14 protein-coding genes are annotated in these 17,042 nt (G+C 45.5%); 1 reads left to right on the plus strand and 13 read right to left on the minus strand.

Annotation, left to right across the window (positions count from 1 at the left end; translation table 11 throughout):
- Positions 1-48: 48 nt before the first annotated feature.
- The 5 genes from larC to recD2 form a co-directional block, all read right to left on the minus strand.
- Entirely contained in the window at positions 49-1,278 is a 1,230-nt protein-coding gene (larC, locus tag D2962_RS13620; RefSeq protein WP_122015292.1) for a nickel pincer cofactor biosynthesis protein LarC, read from the minus strand.
- Positions 1,275-2,246 carry a DNA-methyltransferase gene (locus tag D2962_RS13625; RefSeq protein ID WP_122015293.1) on the minus strand — a complete coding sequence of 324 codons (972 nt, stop codon included), beginning with the start codon at positions 2,244-2,246 and terminating at the stop codon, positions 1,275-1,277. The genes larC and D2962_RS13625 overlap by 4 nt, the downstream gene beginning before the upstream one ends.
- Before the next feature lie 17 nt (positions 2,247-2,263).
- On the minus strand, positions 2,264-3,016 hold the full coding sequence (gene larB / locus D2962_RS13630; RefSeq protein ID WP_122015803.1) for a nickel pincer cofactor biosynthesis protein LarB: 753 nt from the start codon (positions 3,014-3,016) through the stop codon (positions 2,264-2,266).
- Between the two features lie 23 nt (positions 3,017-3,039).
- Positions 3,040-3,888 (minus strand): ATP-dependent sacrificial sulfur transferase LarE, encoded by an 849-nt coding sequence (larE, locus tag D2962_RS13635; RefSeq protein WP_122015294.1) that lies wholly within the window; start codon positions 3,886-3,888, stop codon positions 3,040-3,042.
- A 155-nt stretch (positions 3,889-4,043) separates the two neighbouring features.
- Entirely contained in the window at positions 4,044-6,236 is a 2,193-nt protein-coding gene (gene recD2, locus D2962_RS13640) for an SF1B family DNA helicase RecD2 (RefSeq protein WP_122015295.1), read from the minus strand.
- Positions 6,237-6,697: 461 nt separating this feature from the next.
- On the opposite strand from recD2, the gene D2962_RS13645 reads away from it, so the two are divergent.
- On the plus strand, positions 6,698-8,296 hold the full coding sequence (locus D2962_RS13645) for a glycosyl hydrolase family 18 protein (protein ID WP_122015804.1): 1,599 nt from the start codon (positions 6,698-6,700) through the stop codon (positions 8,294-8,296).
- A 1-nt stretch (position 8,297) separates the two neighbouring features.
- Here D2962_RS13645 and D2962_RS13650 read toward each other — a convergent pair whose 3' ends face one another.
- The 8 genes from D2962_RS13650 to D2962_RS13685 all read right to left on the minus strand — a co-directional run bounded on the left by D2962_RS13650 (position 8,298) and on the right by D2962_RS13685 (position 16,998).
- Positions 8,298-9,995 carry a sensor domain-containing diguanylate cyclase gene (locus tag D2962_RS13650; RefSeq protein WP_122015296.1) on the minus strand — a complete coding sequence of 566 codons (1,698 nt, stop codon included), beginning with the start codon at positions 9,993-9,995 and terminating at the stop codon, positions 8,298-8,300.
- 217 nt (positions 9,996-10,212) lie between these two features.
- Positions 10,213-10,671 (minus strand): glycosyltransferase family 2 protein, encoded by a 459-nt coding sequence (locus D2962_RS13655; protein ID WP_122015297.1) that lies wholly within the window; start codon positions 10,669-10,671, stop codon positions 10,213-10,215.
- Between the two features lie 66 nt (positions 10,672-10,737).
- On the minus strand, positions 10,738-11,379 hold the full coding sequence (locus D2962_RS13660; protein WP_120767093.1) for a response regulator: 642 nt from the start codon (positions 11,377-11,379) through the stop codon (positions 10,738-10,740).
- Between the two features lie 15 nt (positions 11,380-11,394).
- On the minus strand, positions 11,395-12,549 hold the full coding sequence (locus D2962_RS13665) for a sensor histidine kinase (protein WP_120767094.1): 1,155 nt from the start codon (positions 12,547-12,549) through the stop codon (positions 11,395-11,397).
- Between the two features lie 77 nt (positions 12,550-12,626).
- A complete protein-coding gene (gene metK / locus D2962_RS13670; RefSeq protein ID WP_122015298.1) occupies positions 12,627-13,823 on the minus strand; it encodes a methionine adenosyltransferase in 1,197 nt (398 codons plus the stop codon).
- 20 nt (positions 13,824-13,843) lie between these two features.
- On the minus strand, positions 13,844-15,427 hold the full coding sequence (locus D2962_RS13675; protein ID WP_122015299.1) for a HEAT repeat domain-containing protein: 1,584 nt from the start codon (positions 15,425-15,427) through the stop codon (positions 13,844-13,846).
- Positions 15,428-15,505: 78 nt separating this feature from the next.
- Positions 15,506-16,159: a class II aldolase/adducin family protein gene (locus D2962_RS13680; RefSeq protein WP_122015300.1), complete on the minus strand. Its 654-nt coding sequence runs from the start codon at positions 16,157-16,159 to the stop codon at positions 15,506-15,508.
- A gap of 35 nt (positions 16,160-16,194) precedes the next feature.
- Complete coding sequence (locus tag D2962_RS13685) at positions 16,195-16,998, minus strand: S-methyl-5'-thioadenosine phosphorylase (RefSeq protein WP_122015301.1); 804 nt, start codon at positions 16,996-16,998, stop codon at positions 16,195-16,197.
- Between the last annotated feature and the right edge of the window lie 44 nt (positions 16,999-17,042).

A 17,042-nucleotide genomic window follows, 5' to 3' on the forward strand; every position in this document is an offset into this window, starting at 1 on the left:
ATGATTTGGACAAATGAAACCTGTAATAAATAGACAAAACTTTAGTTGCTATCTTTGGTCATCCGGTTCTATTTCTTTTAAGACTTCCCCCCATACTTCAGCCAAAGGTCTTTCCTTTTGCTTGGCCAGCCTTTTCAAATCTTCATATTCTGGACTCATCCTTATGACTTTATTTCCTCTTTTAGAAATCTTGACATGGATCTCCCCTAGGGAGGTGTTTACCTTTTTTATTTCCCTGAAAAGTTTGGTGCGGGCCATTTCTATCTCCCGTACTCCCAGGGTGGTGGTATTTTCTAACATGGCCTTTATAAGCAAACCTTTTTTGTCTTCCGGGCATATACAGGTGAGCTTCACCGCCGGGCGGGTTTTTTTCATGATTATAGGAGTGAGATACACGTCCAGGGCGCCCTTTTCAAAAAGGCATTCCATGACTTCATCGTAAAGCTGGGGATTCATGTCATCGATGTTGGCTTCCAGCACGGCCACCCGGTCATGGTCAAAACCGTCGCGGCAGCAGAGGTCGCCTGGTAGCGACGGCGCAGCGCTATCGTCCCCATGAACCTCCACCTGCTCTATCAGCACAGCCCTGAGCACGTTTGGAGAGTTTCGCCGGGCTTTGCCCAGACCGTAGCCGGTCTTTTGGATAGATCCGGCCGGTATGGAGCCGAATTCGTCTACAAAGGTCGAAAGCAGCAAAGCTCCCGTGGGCGTGGTAAGTTCCCCTTCCTCACCCCTGGAATATACCGGCATTCCCTTGAGTATTTCCATGGTGGCCGGTGCGGGGACCGGAAGGATTCCGTGGGCGCATTTTACTGTGCCGGAACCCACATTGACCGAAGAAGCATAGACTCTATCGGGCTTTAGCATATCCATCAGGATGCATCCACCCACTATGTCCACTATGGAATCAACGGCCCCCACCTCATGGAAGTGGATTTGCTCCGGAGATTTGCCGTGGATTTTACCTTCGGCCATGGCAAGCTTCAAAAAAGCCTCCTTGCTCTTTTGCTTTACCTCAGGTTTGAGGCCGCTGCTGTCGATTATTTCATATATGTGCTTCAACCCTCGATGAGGGTGGTGTTCGTGGGCTTTAACGCATACATCGGTCCCGGCAACACCGCCGTTTTCTGATTTCTTTATTTCCACTTCGTAACCTTCCAGGGGCAGTTTGTGCAGCTCGTCCAAAAAAATTTTTTCATCCAGGCCCAGGTCCAGCATAGCCCCCAGGAACATGTCCCCGCTGATGCCGGAAAAACAATCAAGATACAATGTTTTCATGTCATTTCGGGTACGTTTTGAAACGCCCCCCCGACCTCCTTTTCCTCGAAATCCAACTTCTGCTGTTCTTGCATCTGTTCTTTCAAATATGAATCTATCCTGCTGTAAGACAGCTTTACATATTTTTCCTCTATGTCATACCCGACATAATGCCTCTGACATTTCAACGCCGCAAGGCATGTAGTTCCGCTTCCGCAGAATGGATCTAAAATTATATCTCCTTTGAATGAGTATAACTGAATCAGCCTGTAAGGCAATTCCTCTGGAAAGGGCGCCGGATGACCTATGCTCTTTGCAGAAACCGCAGGAAATGTCCAGACACTTTTAGTCCATTCCAAAAACTGTTCCTTATTTATCGTACTCTCTTTATTAGCCCTTTTCCTTGTAAAAGATTCCTTAGAAAATATCAAAATATATTCATGGATATCTCTTAGCACTGGATTTGCCGCTGAAAGCCATGTACCCCAGGCGGTTGACGGGCTTGCACTTGAAGCCTTATTCCATATAATCTCTCCTCTCATTAAGAAACCTATTTCCAGCATATCTTCAATTATATAGCTGTGCAATGGGATATAAGGTTTTCTGCCGAGATTTGCTATATTTATACATGCCCTTCCACCTGTGACAAGTTTTTTGTAAGTCTCTTTGAAAACTCTTTTTAATAATTCTCTGTATTCTTCTAAAGATAAATCCTCATCATATTCCTTTTTTACATTATATGGAGGTGAAGTTATCATTAAATGTATACTATTGTCGGGCAGTTCATTCATATTTTCACTGGATTTGCAATATATCTTGTCTAATTTGTCAGGTGGAACCGGGTTTTCTATATATTTTACCGGCACTGGCATTTTTTTATCGGCATAAAGTTTACTATTATAAAATTCGGATGAGTCATGGTTTATCCTTCCAGACGTTCCGAAGGAGCTGGTCTTTGTACCGCGACGATTGTACATTGACTCCGGCATCCTCTCACCTCCCGATATCAACCTCCCAGTTTGTTTATCTGATGGGCGGCGAATCCTGCTCCGAAGCCGTTGTCGATGTTGACCACGGTAATGCCTCCGGCGCAGGAGTTGAGCATGGTGAGCAGCGCCGAAAGTCCGTGAAAGCTTGCGCCATAACCCACACTGGTAGGAACGGCTATGACGGGTTTGTCCACCAGGCCCGCCACCACGCTGGCCAGAGCCCCTTCCATGCCCGCCACCACTATGACCACCCGGGCTTTATGCAGGACATCCATATTCATAAAAAGCCGATGTATCCCCGCCACACCTACGTCGTAGAGCCTTTCCACCTCATTCCCGAAGACTTCGGCGGTAACGGCGGCCTCTTCGGCCACAGGGATATCGGAAGTTCCTGCAGAAACCACGGCTATAACACCTTTATTCTGCGGCAATTTTTCCCGCTCTATCAGGAAAATCCTGGCATCATCATAGTATTTTGCATCGGGGGCAATTTTTTTTACTTCTTCAAAGATGTTTTTATCTGCCCGGGTTCCCATGACAACACTGTTTTTTACCAGCATATGCCGGACTATCTCTATTATGCGGTGCAGAGTCTTGCCCTGGCAAAATATGACCTCCGGCACTCCTCGCCTCAGCGCCCGGTGATGGTCGATCCTGGCAAACCCCAGATCCTCATAAGGAAGGTCCCGGAGATTTTGTATGACTTTATCTATGGTCACTCTGTCATTTTTATAATCTTCAAGGAGCTCTCTAATATTTTCCAAATTAATTTCCATCTTTTGCACCTACTATTTTAATTTATCCAGGCGGCCTTTTCTCCTTCTTTTAACACTTCGTTCATGCTGCCGGTCCTGTAACCTAAAAGGTCAAGTGTTACATAGCTAAAACCCGCTTGTTTTATTTTCTGCGCCACCTGTTCCCGCAAATCCCTGTCAAAGAACCGGCTCATCTCCCCGGGCTCCACCTCTATGCGGGCTATATCACGGTGGCTCCTCACCCTGTACTGAGAAAATCCTGCGTTCCTTAAAACTTCTTCAGCCCGGGCTACCCTGTTCAACTTTTCTTTAGTTATTTTTTCACCATAAGGAAATCTCGACGAAAGGCACGCAAAGGAAGGTTTATCCCAGGTAGGAAGGCCCATTTTTTTTGAAAGAGCCCTTATATCGTCTTTGGTAATGCCCGATTCCTTTAAAGGACTTCTTACCCCCAGTTCCCTGACAGCTCTCATGCCCGGTCGGAAATCTGCCGTATCGTCAAAGTTGGAACCATCCACCACGAAATTTAAGCCTTCCTGGCGGGCAATATCCAACAATTTACCAAAAAGTTCCTTTTTACAATAGTAGCAGCGTTCCGGTGGATTATCGGAAAAGCCGGGGATGTCCAGTTCTTCTGACTCTATAATTTTGTGGCGGGCTCCCAGCATGCCGGCAAGCCTTACGGCATCCTGTAATTCCCTTTCGGGATATGTGGCAGACTTTGCCGTCACTGCCAGAACATTATCACTTCCCAGTGTATCCAGACAAACTTTCAACAAAAAGGTGCTGTCCACACCCCCCGAAAAAGCCACCAGTACACTGGTTAAGCCTTTTATCACCGACTTCAGTTGCTGTAACTTTTGCTCTAAATCCTGTTCAGTTGGCATTTAAAAGCCCCCTTTTTTTAAAAATGATTACTGATTATGATGAGAACGGCAGGCTGAGCGGAGGTGCCGGACCATCTCCCGGCAGGAATGCGACTTTTAAAACCGCAATCATTATTTGCTTATGTGTCAATGGAACCGTCCCCGTGACACACACGTCACACCAGCCTTGCACCTTTAAACTCCTCCACAACCCTGTCGGCCAGGCGGCTGTAACGCATCAATGCCCTGTTGTTATGTATTGCTATGCTCAGGGCCTGTTTTGTGCCCACCAGTACCAGTAGTTTTTTCGCCCGGGTAATGGCCGTATAGAGCAGATTTCTCTGAAGCATCACGTAGTGCTGAGTGGTGATGGGCATCACCACCGCCGAAAACTCGTTGCCCTGGCTCTTGTGGACCGAAAGGGCATAAGCCAGGCTGAGCTCTTCCAGGTCCTGGGCCTGATAAACCACTTCCCGATCCTGTCCGGGTTCGGTAAAGGCCACCAGCACTCTGCCCTCTTCATCAATCTTTATTATCCTCCCCAGGTCGCCGTTAAACACTTCCTTGTCATAATTGTTTTTTATTTGCATGACCCTGTCACCTTCCCGGAAGGTAAGGGAACGGAAGCGCCATTCCTTTTTACCCGTGTCAGGAGGATTTAAAAGCTGCTGCAGTTTTTCATTGAGGTTCATTACTCCAACTATTCCTTTTTTCATGGGGGTTATGACCTGAATATCTTCCATGGGATCAAGGCCGGCGTATCCCGGCAGTCTGGTTTTAACCAGGGCCAGAACGGTATTCAAAATCTCTTCCGGCGGGATCACCTGTTCAAAGAAAAAATCCTTGCCCTTTACATTGAGATACGGGAAAAATCCCTGATTTATCCTGTGGGCATTTACCACTATCATGCTTTCCCGGGCCTGCCGGAAAATCTCATCCAGTACCACCACGGGTACTTTGCCGCTGGCTATAACTTCCCGGAGCACGCTGCCGGGGCCAACAGATGGAAGCTGGTCTTTGTCACCCACCAGGATGAGCCTTGCCCCGGGCTTCAATGCCGAAAGCAGGTGGTGCATCAGGATGATGTCCACCATGGAGGTCTCATCGACGATTATTACATCTTCATCCAGCGGTTCATCCTGGTTTTTACCGAAGGCCATGCTTCCCTCTTCATAGGCCTTGTATTCCAGGAGGCGATGTATGGTTTTGGCTTCCTGCCCGGTGGCTTCCGCCATACGCTTGGCGGCCCGGCCCGTGGGGGCTGCCAGGGCCACTTTGAGTTTTTGCCCCTGGAAAAATTCTATGAGGCTTTTCACCGTGGTGGTCTTGCCGGTTCCCGGGCCTCCTGTGATGACCAGGACGCCTGAAGATGCGGCCGCCTCCAGCGCTTCCCGCTGCCTTTTTGCAAGTTTAATGGAACATTTTTTCTCGATACGGTCAATGTGTTCTGCGGAAATCTTAAGGGGTTTGTCCCCCATGACGGCCAAAAGAAACAGCCGCCGAGCCACGGCCTTTTCCGAAAGATAAAAGCCTGCAAGGTAAATTTCCTCCCTGCCCCAGGTTTTTTCTATCACCACATCTTCTTTTTCCGCCAGTGCCCGTAGAGATTGTTCCAATAAAGATTCGTCTTCTATTTCCAGAAGATCCTTGGCTTTATGTATGAGTTCCTGTTTCGGCAGAAATACATGACCGTCTTCCGCGGCATTCAGAAGGGTATATTTCAGGCCTGAGGAGAGTCTCTCCGTAGAATTTTCGGCCATTCCCATCTTGAGGGCAATCTTATCGGCGGTCTTAAAACCTATACCGTAGACCTCGTCCGCCAGCCTGTAAGGGTTTTCTTTCAGGACTTCTATAGACTTTTCCCTGTACTTTTTATATACTTTTACAGCCACGCCCGGCCCTATACCGTATTGCTGCAAAAACAGCATTATCGCCCTGGTCTCCTGCTGTTCCCTGAAAGACTCCGCAATCATTTCTTTCCTTTTCTCGCCGATACCCTCCAATTCCAGAAGTTCATCGGGAGATTCCCCCAAAACCTCCAGGGATCTTTCGCCGAACTTCTCAACTATTTTTTTAGCTGTCACAGGCCCGATACCTCGGATTACTCCTGAAGCCAGATAATTTTCAATATCTTTTATACCGGCGGGCATCACCGTCTCATAATACTCCACTTTGAGCTGGTATCCGTAATCCTTGTGCATCACCCAGTTCCCCCGGAGCTTGAGCACTTCCCCCACTTCCAATGAGGGAAAATACCCGACGGCCGTCACTATGTCGTTATTCTCTTTTATAGAAACTCTTACTACTGTAAAGCAATTTTCCTCATTGTGATAGGAAATCCTCTCTACGGTGCCTTCCATCTCCACCATGCGGCCCACTCCTGATGTGAAATTATCTTTAAAAGGCCAGGAAAAATCCTGCGTTCATTGTACCATTTTTTTATGTATCGTGCAACATAGCCCTCTAATTTTCGAGGTTCGAGATTCGAAGTTCGAGGTTTGATTAAGTTGGAATTGTCCTTTATGGCAATTCCCTCTATTCGAATTACGAACGTCTAACTTCGAGCATGCCGTCTCCTTCTTTTCTTTGTCTGACCTCCGGCTTCCAGCTTCCGGCCTCCGAATTTTGCCAGATTCCAAAAAAGAGGAAAAGGTGGACTTTTGTCGAATAAAATAGTGTTTTAGCAAATAAATTCTAGTAAAAGAATTTAATGAATTTTGAATAAGTGAATAAATAGTGCCTGGCACCTTTGGAGGGATACCTTATTTTAAGAAAAATTTTTCTTGTCCTGGTCCTTATTTTTGCAGCTTCATATTATACCTTGCTTTTTATGAGCCTTAATTCAGTTTCGGTATATTCCGGGGGAAAGCCCGTCCTGGTTATAGAAAATAAGGTTTTCGAAAGTATCCAACCATTTATCATGGAAAACGGACATGTCCTGATTTCATATAATATTATAAAGGAAAATCTTGATCCCTATATTTTCTGGGACCCGGGAGAAAACAAGGTCACCATCACCACATATAACAAGACGGTCCGCCTGAAGACCGACAGCCTCACGGCCATGATAAACACAAAACCTGTAGAGATCTCATTTCCGGTAAAAGTACTGGATGAGCCGTACATACCTATAAGGCTTCTGGAAGAACTCTATGGAATAAGTGTCAAAGTATTATCCGAGCACAACAGGGTTATTATCGATAAACAACACCCCGTCAGGAAAATGGCCGGGATTCGAGGGCGGGAAATTGCAGTTAAACTTTCCCCGTCATGGTTTTCCCCGACGGTGGAGAAAATGAAACAAGGCCAAAAGCTTATTGTTTACGGCAATGAAAAAGGATGGTACCAGGTGAGGACCGAAGATGGTGTGGTAGGTTTTGTGCCCGGGAAAAAATTGGAGGTTTTTGAAATGAATTTCGAGCTGAAAAAAGCTCCTGAACAGTTTAAGTGGAATCCCGGCCGTGGAAAGCTCAATATGGTGTGGGACTACATTCGCAGTAGCACTCCCGATATGCGTCGGGAAAAAGCTCCTAAGGGCCTCGATATAATTTCCCCCACCTGGTTTTCTATCACCGATGGCAGGGGCACCATCGAAAGCAAGGCCGATATATCATATATAGAATGGGCCCACAAGAATAACCTGGCGGTATGGGCTCTGATTGACAACAGTTTTGATCCGGACATAACCCATGAATTTTTAGAAAGCTCCGAAACACGGGAAACCATCATCCGCCAGATTCTCATGTATGCCGAGCTGTTTCATTTGGATGGCATAAATATAGATTTTGAAAACATCAAGCTGGAGGATAAACGCCTTCTGGTGCAGTTCATGCGGGAGCTTGTACCTATAATGCATGAAGCCGGCATCACCGTATCCCAGGATATCACCGTAAAATCCCAGAGCGCCAACTGGTCTTTGTGCTATGACCGTAAAGAACTCGGGAAAACCGTGGACTATCTGATTTTAATGGCATATGACGAACACTGGGCCAGCAGCCCCGAAAGCGGTTCGGTGGCTTCCATAGGCTGGGTGGAGCGTGGAATAAAGTCACTTCTGGAAGATGTTCCTCCCGAAAAAGTGATTCTTGGCTTGCCTTTCTATACCCGGGAATGGGAAGAAACCCCGGGGTCTGACGGAACACCCGTGGTAAAATCTAAAGCTCTTTCCATGGCTCAGGCCCGGGAAACTCTGAAAAAAAATAAAGCCCGAATGTCATGGGATGAAACTTCCGGACAGAATTTTGCCTATTATACTAAGGGAGATTCAGTTTACAAAATCTGGCTTGAAGATGAAAGATCCATCAAGCTCAAGACTTCACTTGTAAAGAAATATAATCTTGCGGGGACAGCCGCCTGGAGAAAGGGCTTTGAGGAACCCGCCATATGGGATGTGATTTTTGAAGTTTTAAAAAGCCCGGGCAAGATTTAACTTATTTCAAATTTTTTTTAAACTGAACAACCTTGTTTCTACCATCCTGCTTGGCCCCAAACAAGAGTGCATTGTCTGCTTTCCTCACCAGGTCATCCACCGAAAGGGCATCGTCAGGATAGGATGCCACACCGGCGCTCACCGTAATGTATAGACTTTTGCCTGAAACGGTTCTGGAAAGTTCGGTTTTTTCCACCACTTGCCTTATCCTTTCGGCGATGCCCGCAGCTTCCACTGACGATATATCCGGCAGTATGATGACAAATTCTTCACCGCCATAGCGTCCTACCACATCTTTTTCACGCACATTGTCTTTTAAGACTTTTGCTAAATTCTGTAAAATTTCATCGCCTATCAAGTGGCCGTACATGTCATTAATGGTTTTAAAATGGTCCACATCTATGATAATGAGGCTGAAAAAGCCGCCCTTGTATTTTACCCTGTTAACCTGGCGCTCCAGTTCATCATAAATGTAGCGGTAATTATATAGTTTTGTCAGGCCGTCGGTGATGGCCATCTGGGCCGTCCTGTCGAAAAGTCTGGCATTGGAAATGGCCACAGCCGCCTGGCTTGCCAGAATGCTCATCAAGGTGAGGTGTTTCTGTGTATAAACAAAGTTTTTCGAACTGGTAAGGGAAATGGCCCCTATGAGTTCGCTGCCGCTTATCAGGGGAACGACCATCATGGACTTGGTATCTTGGGGCAGGCCTACAACATGAAAAAATCTGGGGTCTTTTTGACAATTATTTACAATTTCACCCTTCCCCTTTAAAAGACTGGAACCAGTGATTCCTTCTCCCGGTTTTATCCTTACATCTCTAAACTTGCTGTCACAGAAACCGTCATACACCGCAGGCACCAGAGCATTCTGCCGGTATATATACAAGCATGCCGTGTCCCAGGGGGCCAGATTTTCTATGGATACCAGCACAATTTCCAGTACTTCATCTATGTCCAGGGTGGATGTCATGGTAGCTGCTACATCATAAAGGGCACGAAGTTCCCGGTTGGTGGCTATGAGGTTCATGTATAATCTGTAAATATACACAATTATTATGTAAGGAACAAAAACAAGAAATATGGCGTAAAGGCCAAGACGATTATAGGTTTCCGACATGATTATACCTGCCGGTACCGCTATTATATAGGTTGTGGCATCATTTATTAAAGACTGCCCCAGTTTTAAAAAGGGCTTCTTATTCCTGTCCAGGTATATGTAAGCTTCCACCATAAGATTATTCAAAAAAAAATATACCAGTATTGCTACACCTCGGGCTAAAGCAGTATAAATTGTACCATTGCCCGCAAAGATTTTAACCGCAAGGAAATAAGAACCGATCGCTCCAAAAAAACTTATCATGTACTGCCCTATATTAAAAAATATGAGGCGAAATTTTTCCTTGAATTCATACCTCCTGCGCAGGTAGCCCTGGGTAATAAGGGTGCTCAAAAACTTCATGACAGCGGCAGGAATGGGACCAAAAATTAACACAGAAGCATATACGAATCCGAATTCCATTGTTAAATAGCTCTGATTAATATTTATTGCATGAAGCTCCGATATCATCATAAGTATCAGAAATGTCAGGAAGTGTTCCCATGATTGCTGCATTGTAAAACCGTAAATTCCGATAAATGTAAATAATAGCCCGAGACCAAGCCCTGCCACTAACCAGGCATATTTTTTTACAGAAAGCATGTATATGCCCCCAAATATTTATTTTTATATATATTCTACACAAATAGTATATTTCCTTTTTTGATGTAAAAAAAAAGACCCTCAACTTTCAGGGTCAACACCACGAAAGAAAGGGGGGGCATAAAAAGAACTAAGGGGTAAAACTTTGAGAAGAAATAGGGCTTTTACAATTATAATTATAAGATGTATTGGAAAAAATTGATATCACTCGGTTGTCCTAATTTTTATAGTTTTTTAGACCCATTTCGACACTTTTCTGTCCTTGAAAAAAAATGTCATCAATGTGTTCGGGATATGCAACTAAATCAATGAAGAGTATCACCGGTTTATCAATATATTTCAATACTTCCTGCATACATGCTTTTGAAGGCAAATCCGGAAGCATCAACACCTTCAATCCCGGAAAAGTTAGTGAAAGTTTTTCAAGGATCTCTGTTGTCTGGTCTGAAGAACCACCATCAACAATCCAGAGTTCATCCGAGTGATTGAGGTAGTGTCGGTAAAAGTTCCTGACAATGCCTTCTATTCTTTCCTGGGCGTTTTTGACGATAATCACTGTTTCGTGTTTTATTTCGGGGTTTTTGTGAAAAAATACCATGATTAAACTCTGAAACACATATAACACTCCGAACACGGCAAGTACCGTCATAAAGATGAATTTAATGTCGAAAGGCACGTTTTTCCCCCCCCTATCTTAAAGCTCTTTTATATTCATATTATTCGGAGGGGGGTAGCGCCGTTACTATACCAGCTTGTTTTTAAGTGCGAAAACTGCCACCTGAGTTCTGTCCTGAAGGTCTAATTTTCTCAAAATACTACTCACATGGTTTTTGACGGTTTTTTCACTGATGCCGAGCTTGTTTGCAATCTCGTTGTTGTTCATGCCGTCGGCTATGTATGCCATGACTTCCTTTTCCCTGGCTGTGAGCGGTTTCCTGGCGCCGGCTATGGGTTGGGTTATGCGGTTGTATTCGGCTATCAGCGCCCGGGTAAGGTTGGGCTGAATGTAGGTTTCCCCGCGGTTGACAGACCTTACGGCATCTATCAAGCCCTTAGGGTCTATATCCTTAAGTATGTATCCCGATACTCCCATCTTGATGAGCTCCAGAAGATATTCCCGGTCGTCATAGATTGTAAGGATTATTATCTTTGTGTCCACTCGATCCTTCTTTAATATTTTTGTGACTTCTATGCCGTTCATCTGCGGCATATTGATATCCAGCAGAACCACCCGGGGTTTTTTTGCCTTTATCTCTTGAACGGCAGAGGGACCATCCGAAGCCTCTCCTACTACTTCGATATCTTCCTCCATCTCCAGTATTTTTTTAAGACCCTTGCGTACCAGCACATGGTCATCAGCCAGAACCACTGATATCTTGTTCATCTCAGTCTCCCTCCTCTATTTTCCCTTTACGGGAATTGTAATAAAAATTTTCGTACCCTTGCCCGGAGCGGATTCTATGTTTAGTGAACCATTTAAAAGTTCAGTGCGTTCTTTTATGCTCATAAGCCCAAAGTGGTCCTGCATTTCGGAATCGTCCGTCCGGGTATTTAATTCAAACCCGCTGCCATCGTCAGCTATAATGAGATTTATCAGGCCCTTCCCGGTTTCAAGTTTTATAACCGCATTTTTTGCGCCGGCATGTTTTTTTATGTTTGAAAGGGCTTCCTGGATTATCCTGAACAGTGTGACTTCTATGCTTGAGTCCATCCTCATTTTATCGCCAAATATTTTGAAATCGGTATTTATTCCGGTGTCTTCCTGGAATTCGGAGCATGAACGTCTTACCACTGCCTCGAGTCCCAGGTCATCCAGGGCTGAAGGTCTTAGATTAAATATAATCTTGCGCAGTTCCTTGAGGGAACCCCTTACAATCTCTTTCAACTCTTTAAGTTCCCGTTTTGCCCTGTCTATGTCTTTTTCAAAGAGTTTTTCGCATATCTCTGCCTGGATTATAATATTTGCCATGGTTTGGGCCGGACCGTCGTGGATATCCCTGGCTACCCGCCTTCGTTCCTCTTCCTGGGCTTTAATGATCTGGGATGCAAAGTTACGCTTTTGGGCCGCATCAGTAAGCTGATCTGAGATATCCTCCAGATTGCCCTTGAGAAAGCTCAGGGCGACCCCCACCTGCATTGTGAGATGCTCGGCCTGGTTCAGGATGGTCATCATGCTTTTATAATTTCTTTCCAGGTCGTCTCTTTTTTCTCTAAGCTGGGCCTCCCTTTCCTTTTCGAGAGATAGCTTTATCTGAATATCCCTGGCTTCTTCGTAAGCGTTTTTTATGTCATGTTCACTATATTTCTTAAAATCCCGGCTTACCATCATGAGCTTGAATCTCACTGCTTTTTCCTGCTTTTCCAGAGCATCGACCCTTTCTATGGTCTCTTTTGCCCTCTGTTTTACCTGGAGCAGTTCTTTTTCAAGACGTTCACATTCGCGCTTTGAGTGCTCCGCTATGTTGAAAATTTCCTTCTGGCCTTTTTCCACCGCCTCTATAGTAGAGTCAATAATTTTATTGAGGTAAAATATTTCCAGCCGGTTTTTTTTCAGACGGGACCACCCCCCTTATCAGATAATATTCGACAAAGCCAGCGTATTTCCTTCTTTTTAACAAAAATAGCAGCCATTTACAGGCTGCTGGCTTGTTTCTTCAAAATTTCAGCTTTATCGGTTTTTTCCCAGGAAAGATCCAGGTCGGACCTTCCAAAGTGGCCGTAAGTTGCCACCTGCTTGTATATGGGCCTTCTCAGGTCCAGGTCTCTGATAATGGCTCCGGGTCGCAGGTCAAAGTTTTCTACAATAAGTTTCTGGATTTTTTCATCGGATATGACTCCGGTACCGAAAGTGTCGACCATGATGGATACAGGATGTGAAACTCCTATGGCATATGCCACCTGGACTTCACATTTTTTTGCCAGGCCTGCGGCCACGATATTCTTGGCTACATATCTTGCAGCATATGCTGCAGAGCGGTCCACCTTTGTGGGATCCTTGCCGGAAAAGGCTCCTCCTCCGTGCCGGGCATAGCCGCCGTAAGTATCCACTATTATTTTGCGGCCTGTAAGCCCCGAATCCCCGTGGGGTCCTCCTACCACGAACCTCCCGGTAGGATTCACATATATTTTGGTGGCGCTGTCCATGAGGTGTTCCGGCACAACTTTTTTTATCACATGCTCGATGATATCAGCTTTAAGAGTTGACAGTTCCACCGCTGATTTATGCTGGGCAGAAACCACAATCTTGTCCACTCTCACGGGCTTCGAATCCACATATTGAACCGTTACCTGGGTTTTACCATCGGGCCGCAGATACGTGAGCAATTTTGATTTTCGCACTTCCGACAGCCTCCTGGCAAGCTTGTGGGCCAGGGAAATGGGCATTGGCATAAGCTCCGGCGTTTCATCTACCGCAAAGCCGAACATCATACCCTGGTCGCCGGCTCCTATCCTGTCCAGGTCATCATGGGCTTCCCGGTCTTCCCTTAGCTCATAGGCGTTGTCGATGCCCATGGCGATGTCCGGAGATTGTTCATCAATGGATGTAATTACAGCACATGTGTCACAGTCAAATCCGAATTTTGCCCGGGTGTATCCTATTTCCCTTATGGTGTCCCGGGTGATTTTGGGTATATCCACATAACAGTCTGTGGTTATTTCCCCCATAACCATCACAAGGCCCGTAGTGACGGCGGTCTCGCAAGCTACCCGTGCATAGGGGTCTTTTTCGAAAATGGCATCCAGTATGGCATCGGAAACCTGGTCGCATATCTTGTCGGGATGACCTTCTGTAACCGACTCTGAAGTAAACAAGAAATCCTTTCCCATTTTATACCTCCTTTTTAATATCATTCAAAGGCATCAGGATTTACTCTCATATCAAAGCCATTTTTCATGTTGTTCAGGGCTACCCTGATACTCTCAATAATCATCCTCTGTATGAAGGGATGGTAATAAAGGGGTCTTATATTCATATGAAGCAGCGCCGAAAGAGCCACCTTTGCCAGCTCTTTTTGACCGGCTCGGTCAAGAAAATCTGCCGACAGCTCCATCATTCTTTTAATCACATGGATTTGGGGCTCGATTAATTCCTGCGTAAATTTTGAAAACAGCTTTTCTGCCCTCTGCTGGGTCATTTTTTTAATTATATAGCCTTTTCTTGACCTGTTTTCATCGGCATAATCGTAAACCCTGGGCTCCGCTATGAACCAGTCGTCGAAAAGCCGGTAATTGAACAGGTCAAAGGTCTTTTTAAAGTGTTCCTGGTTATTTAAGATTTCTTCCATATCATATTTTTCAAAGGATGGTTTGTATACTTTAGGCTTCAGGTTATAATTTTGTTCCAGCAGATGCTTCCAGAAAAAAAACTGGTACGGTATTTCAATGCCCTTTTCCTGATTGAGATGAAGCGCATCCCTTATCAGCGTAATTGCATATTCCATATTGCATTCTGCTATGAGGGTGGTTTTGGAAAGGTCTTTAATCGAGGAGTTGAATTCCCTTGTGCTTATCTGCGGCACCCCCCAGCAGTCTTTTATTCCCGTGTCGGCATTGAGCAATAGGTTCATGGAAGTGAGCTTCCGGGTTTTTAAAGGGTTTTTCCAGGCAATCCACAGTGCCCGGCTTCCAAGACCATCTATAGAAGAAACAATTATTTTTACAGGATTTGCAAGCTTAACCGGAGAAGGGGGTATCTCCATCTGCACACCGCTGAATTTCAACCTTTGAATCTCTTTTTCAACGATTCTTCGGGTGCAGTCATCATTTATAAGATTGGCTAATCTGCTAAGGGCAAAAAGGGATTTGCCGGATTTTATCTTTCCAAGAGCTTTTATGGCCTCCTGGGCCAGGGGAATATCATCCATCGAGGCGATGATTTCCAGTAGTTTCACTGCCCTCTCATCTTTGAGGTCACCGATGTCTTTTACATACGACAGTTTCATATCGGGCGGAAATTCTTCCATATCGTCAAGGATATATAGAATCAGGAAATAATCTTTGTCTATGTCCTCCAGCATCTCTGTGAGAGATTCGGAAGCAACCCTGTCAAAATCTTTCATTATCATGTTCAGGGGCAGTTCTCCTGCATCTACACCGTAATGGGACAGCACCGTAAGTATTCTTGCCTTTACCTTGTCTGAAATATCCGGCATGATCAGAATATCCATCAATGGGGCAACCACATCGTAATTATCTGCAAACTCCAGAGCGTAACAGACTACAGGAGCCAGCACCTCATCATTTTCCCTGAGTTTGGCAAGGCATACCTGCACCACCTGTTCCCCCATGCTGAAAAGTTTCTTCATGGATTCGTTCATCTGCCAGACGGTGTATTCTTTGTCCTTTAAAGATTCCAAAAAATCCACTATTTTTCTTTTATATAAAAGCCGGTAATCGACTTTAGAAGCTTTTTTAGGGGTTCTTTTTTGCATGGGCCGCTCCTTTCCTTAATTTGCGAAATGCCACTTTGTCTATTATATTACAATTGTCTTTTTTGTGCAATGCCGCTACTATTTTTCCATATTCTGACCGTAACAGCTTCTGTAAAAGTCTCTCAAATGGCATACTTCGTCCCTGTCCAGGGAATAAGGCTGACCTAATATCCTGGACTTAATAAATATCTCCGCTGTTTTTTCCACCATAAGGCTCAGTTTAAAGGCTTCCTCAAGGCACCTGCCAACAGTCACCACTCCATGGTTGGCAAGTATCACGGCATTTCTATCTTCAAGGGCGGCAAGTACATTATCGGCCAGCTTCTGGGTGCCTGTAGGGGCGTATTCGGCCACCTTTACCGGCCCGCCCACCATAGATGCCATATCTTCCATGATGCAAGGTATTTCTACCCTGGCTGCCGCGCAGGCGCTGGCGTTGATGCTGTGAGTATGAATAATGGCCTTTACATCCGGTCTTGCCCTGTATATGGCCGCATGCATTGGTGTTTCTACCGAAGACTTTCTGCCGGGACCGACGGGATTTCCGGTAAAATCCACTGCGACAATGTCTTCCGGCTCCAGCACTGTATAATTCATTCCGCTGGGGGTGATAACAAATACTTTCTCGTCCTCTTCTCTGGCACTCAGGTTCCCCCAGGTGGCTACAACCAGGCCTTCTTTCACAATCTTTTCTCCGTATTCGACTACCATCTGTTTAAGCTTGAGTAACATAAAATCACCTGACCTGCATTAAAAGTGGTTAAGTCTTATGCCATCCTTGCACTCTTTAGTTCCTCGCCGCACCGGCAGTTCCTTTTTTCCGGAATACGTCTTATTATATCATAAAGCAGGTCTTTTAGCTTGCCTATGTTTTCATTAAATACCTTCAAGACCATTTCATGGCTCACAGGCTGTATATCCGGATTTCCTTCCAGACCCACATCATAGTCGGTGATGAGGGTAATGTTAGCATAGCAAATTTCCATTTCCCGGGCGAGAACCACTTCGGGGTACTGAGTCATGTTTATGACTTCCCAACCGTGGCTGGAAAATTCCCGGCTTTCCGCTTTTGTAGAAAACCGCGGCCCCTGAATCACTACCATGGTCCCCCTTTCATGCACCGGCAGGCCCTTTTCCCTGGCTGTTTCGATGGCGATTTTGCGGAGCTCCGGGCAATAGGGTTCGGCACCACCGATATGGGTGGTGATGGGACCATCGTAAAAGGTGTCCTTCCGTCCCCAGGTGCGGTTTACAAACTGGTCGCAGATTACAAAATCCCCGGGCTTTACATGGGGTTGAAGGCTGCCGGATGCGCAGGGCCCCAGTATCCTTGTTACCCCCAGTTGCTTCATGGCATATATATTTGCCCTGTAGTTTATCATATGGGGCGGAAGAGTATGGCCCTTGCCGTGCCTCGGCAAAAATGCCACTGTCTTTTCACCTATCTTTGCTAGGGCTATCTTATCACTGGGCGGCCCATAGGGGGTCTCCACAGTTATCTCCCTGACGTCATCCAGGAAGGAATAAAAACCTGATCCTCCGAAGACGCCGACATCGGCTTTATATTCCATAAGTTTTTACCTCCTGTTATTAAATTTATACACATATTTTACTA

The organism is Biomaibacter acetigenes (assembly GCF_003691585.1).
GTDB classification, from domain to species: Bacteria; Bacillota; Thermosediminibacteria; order Thermosediminibacterales; family Tepidanaerobacteraceae; genus Biomaibacter; species Biomaibacter acetigenes.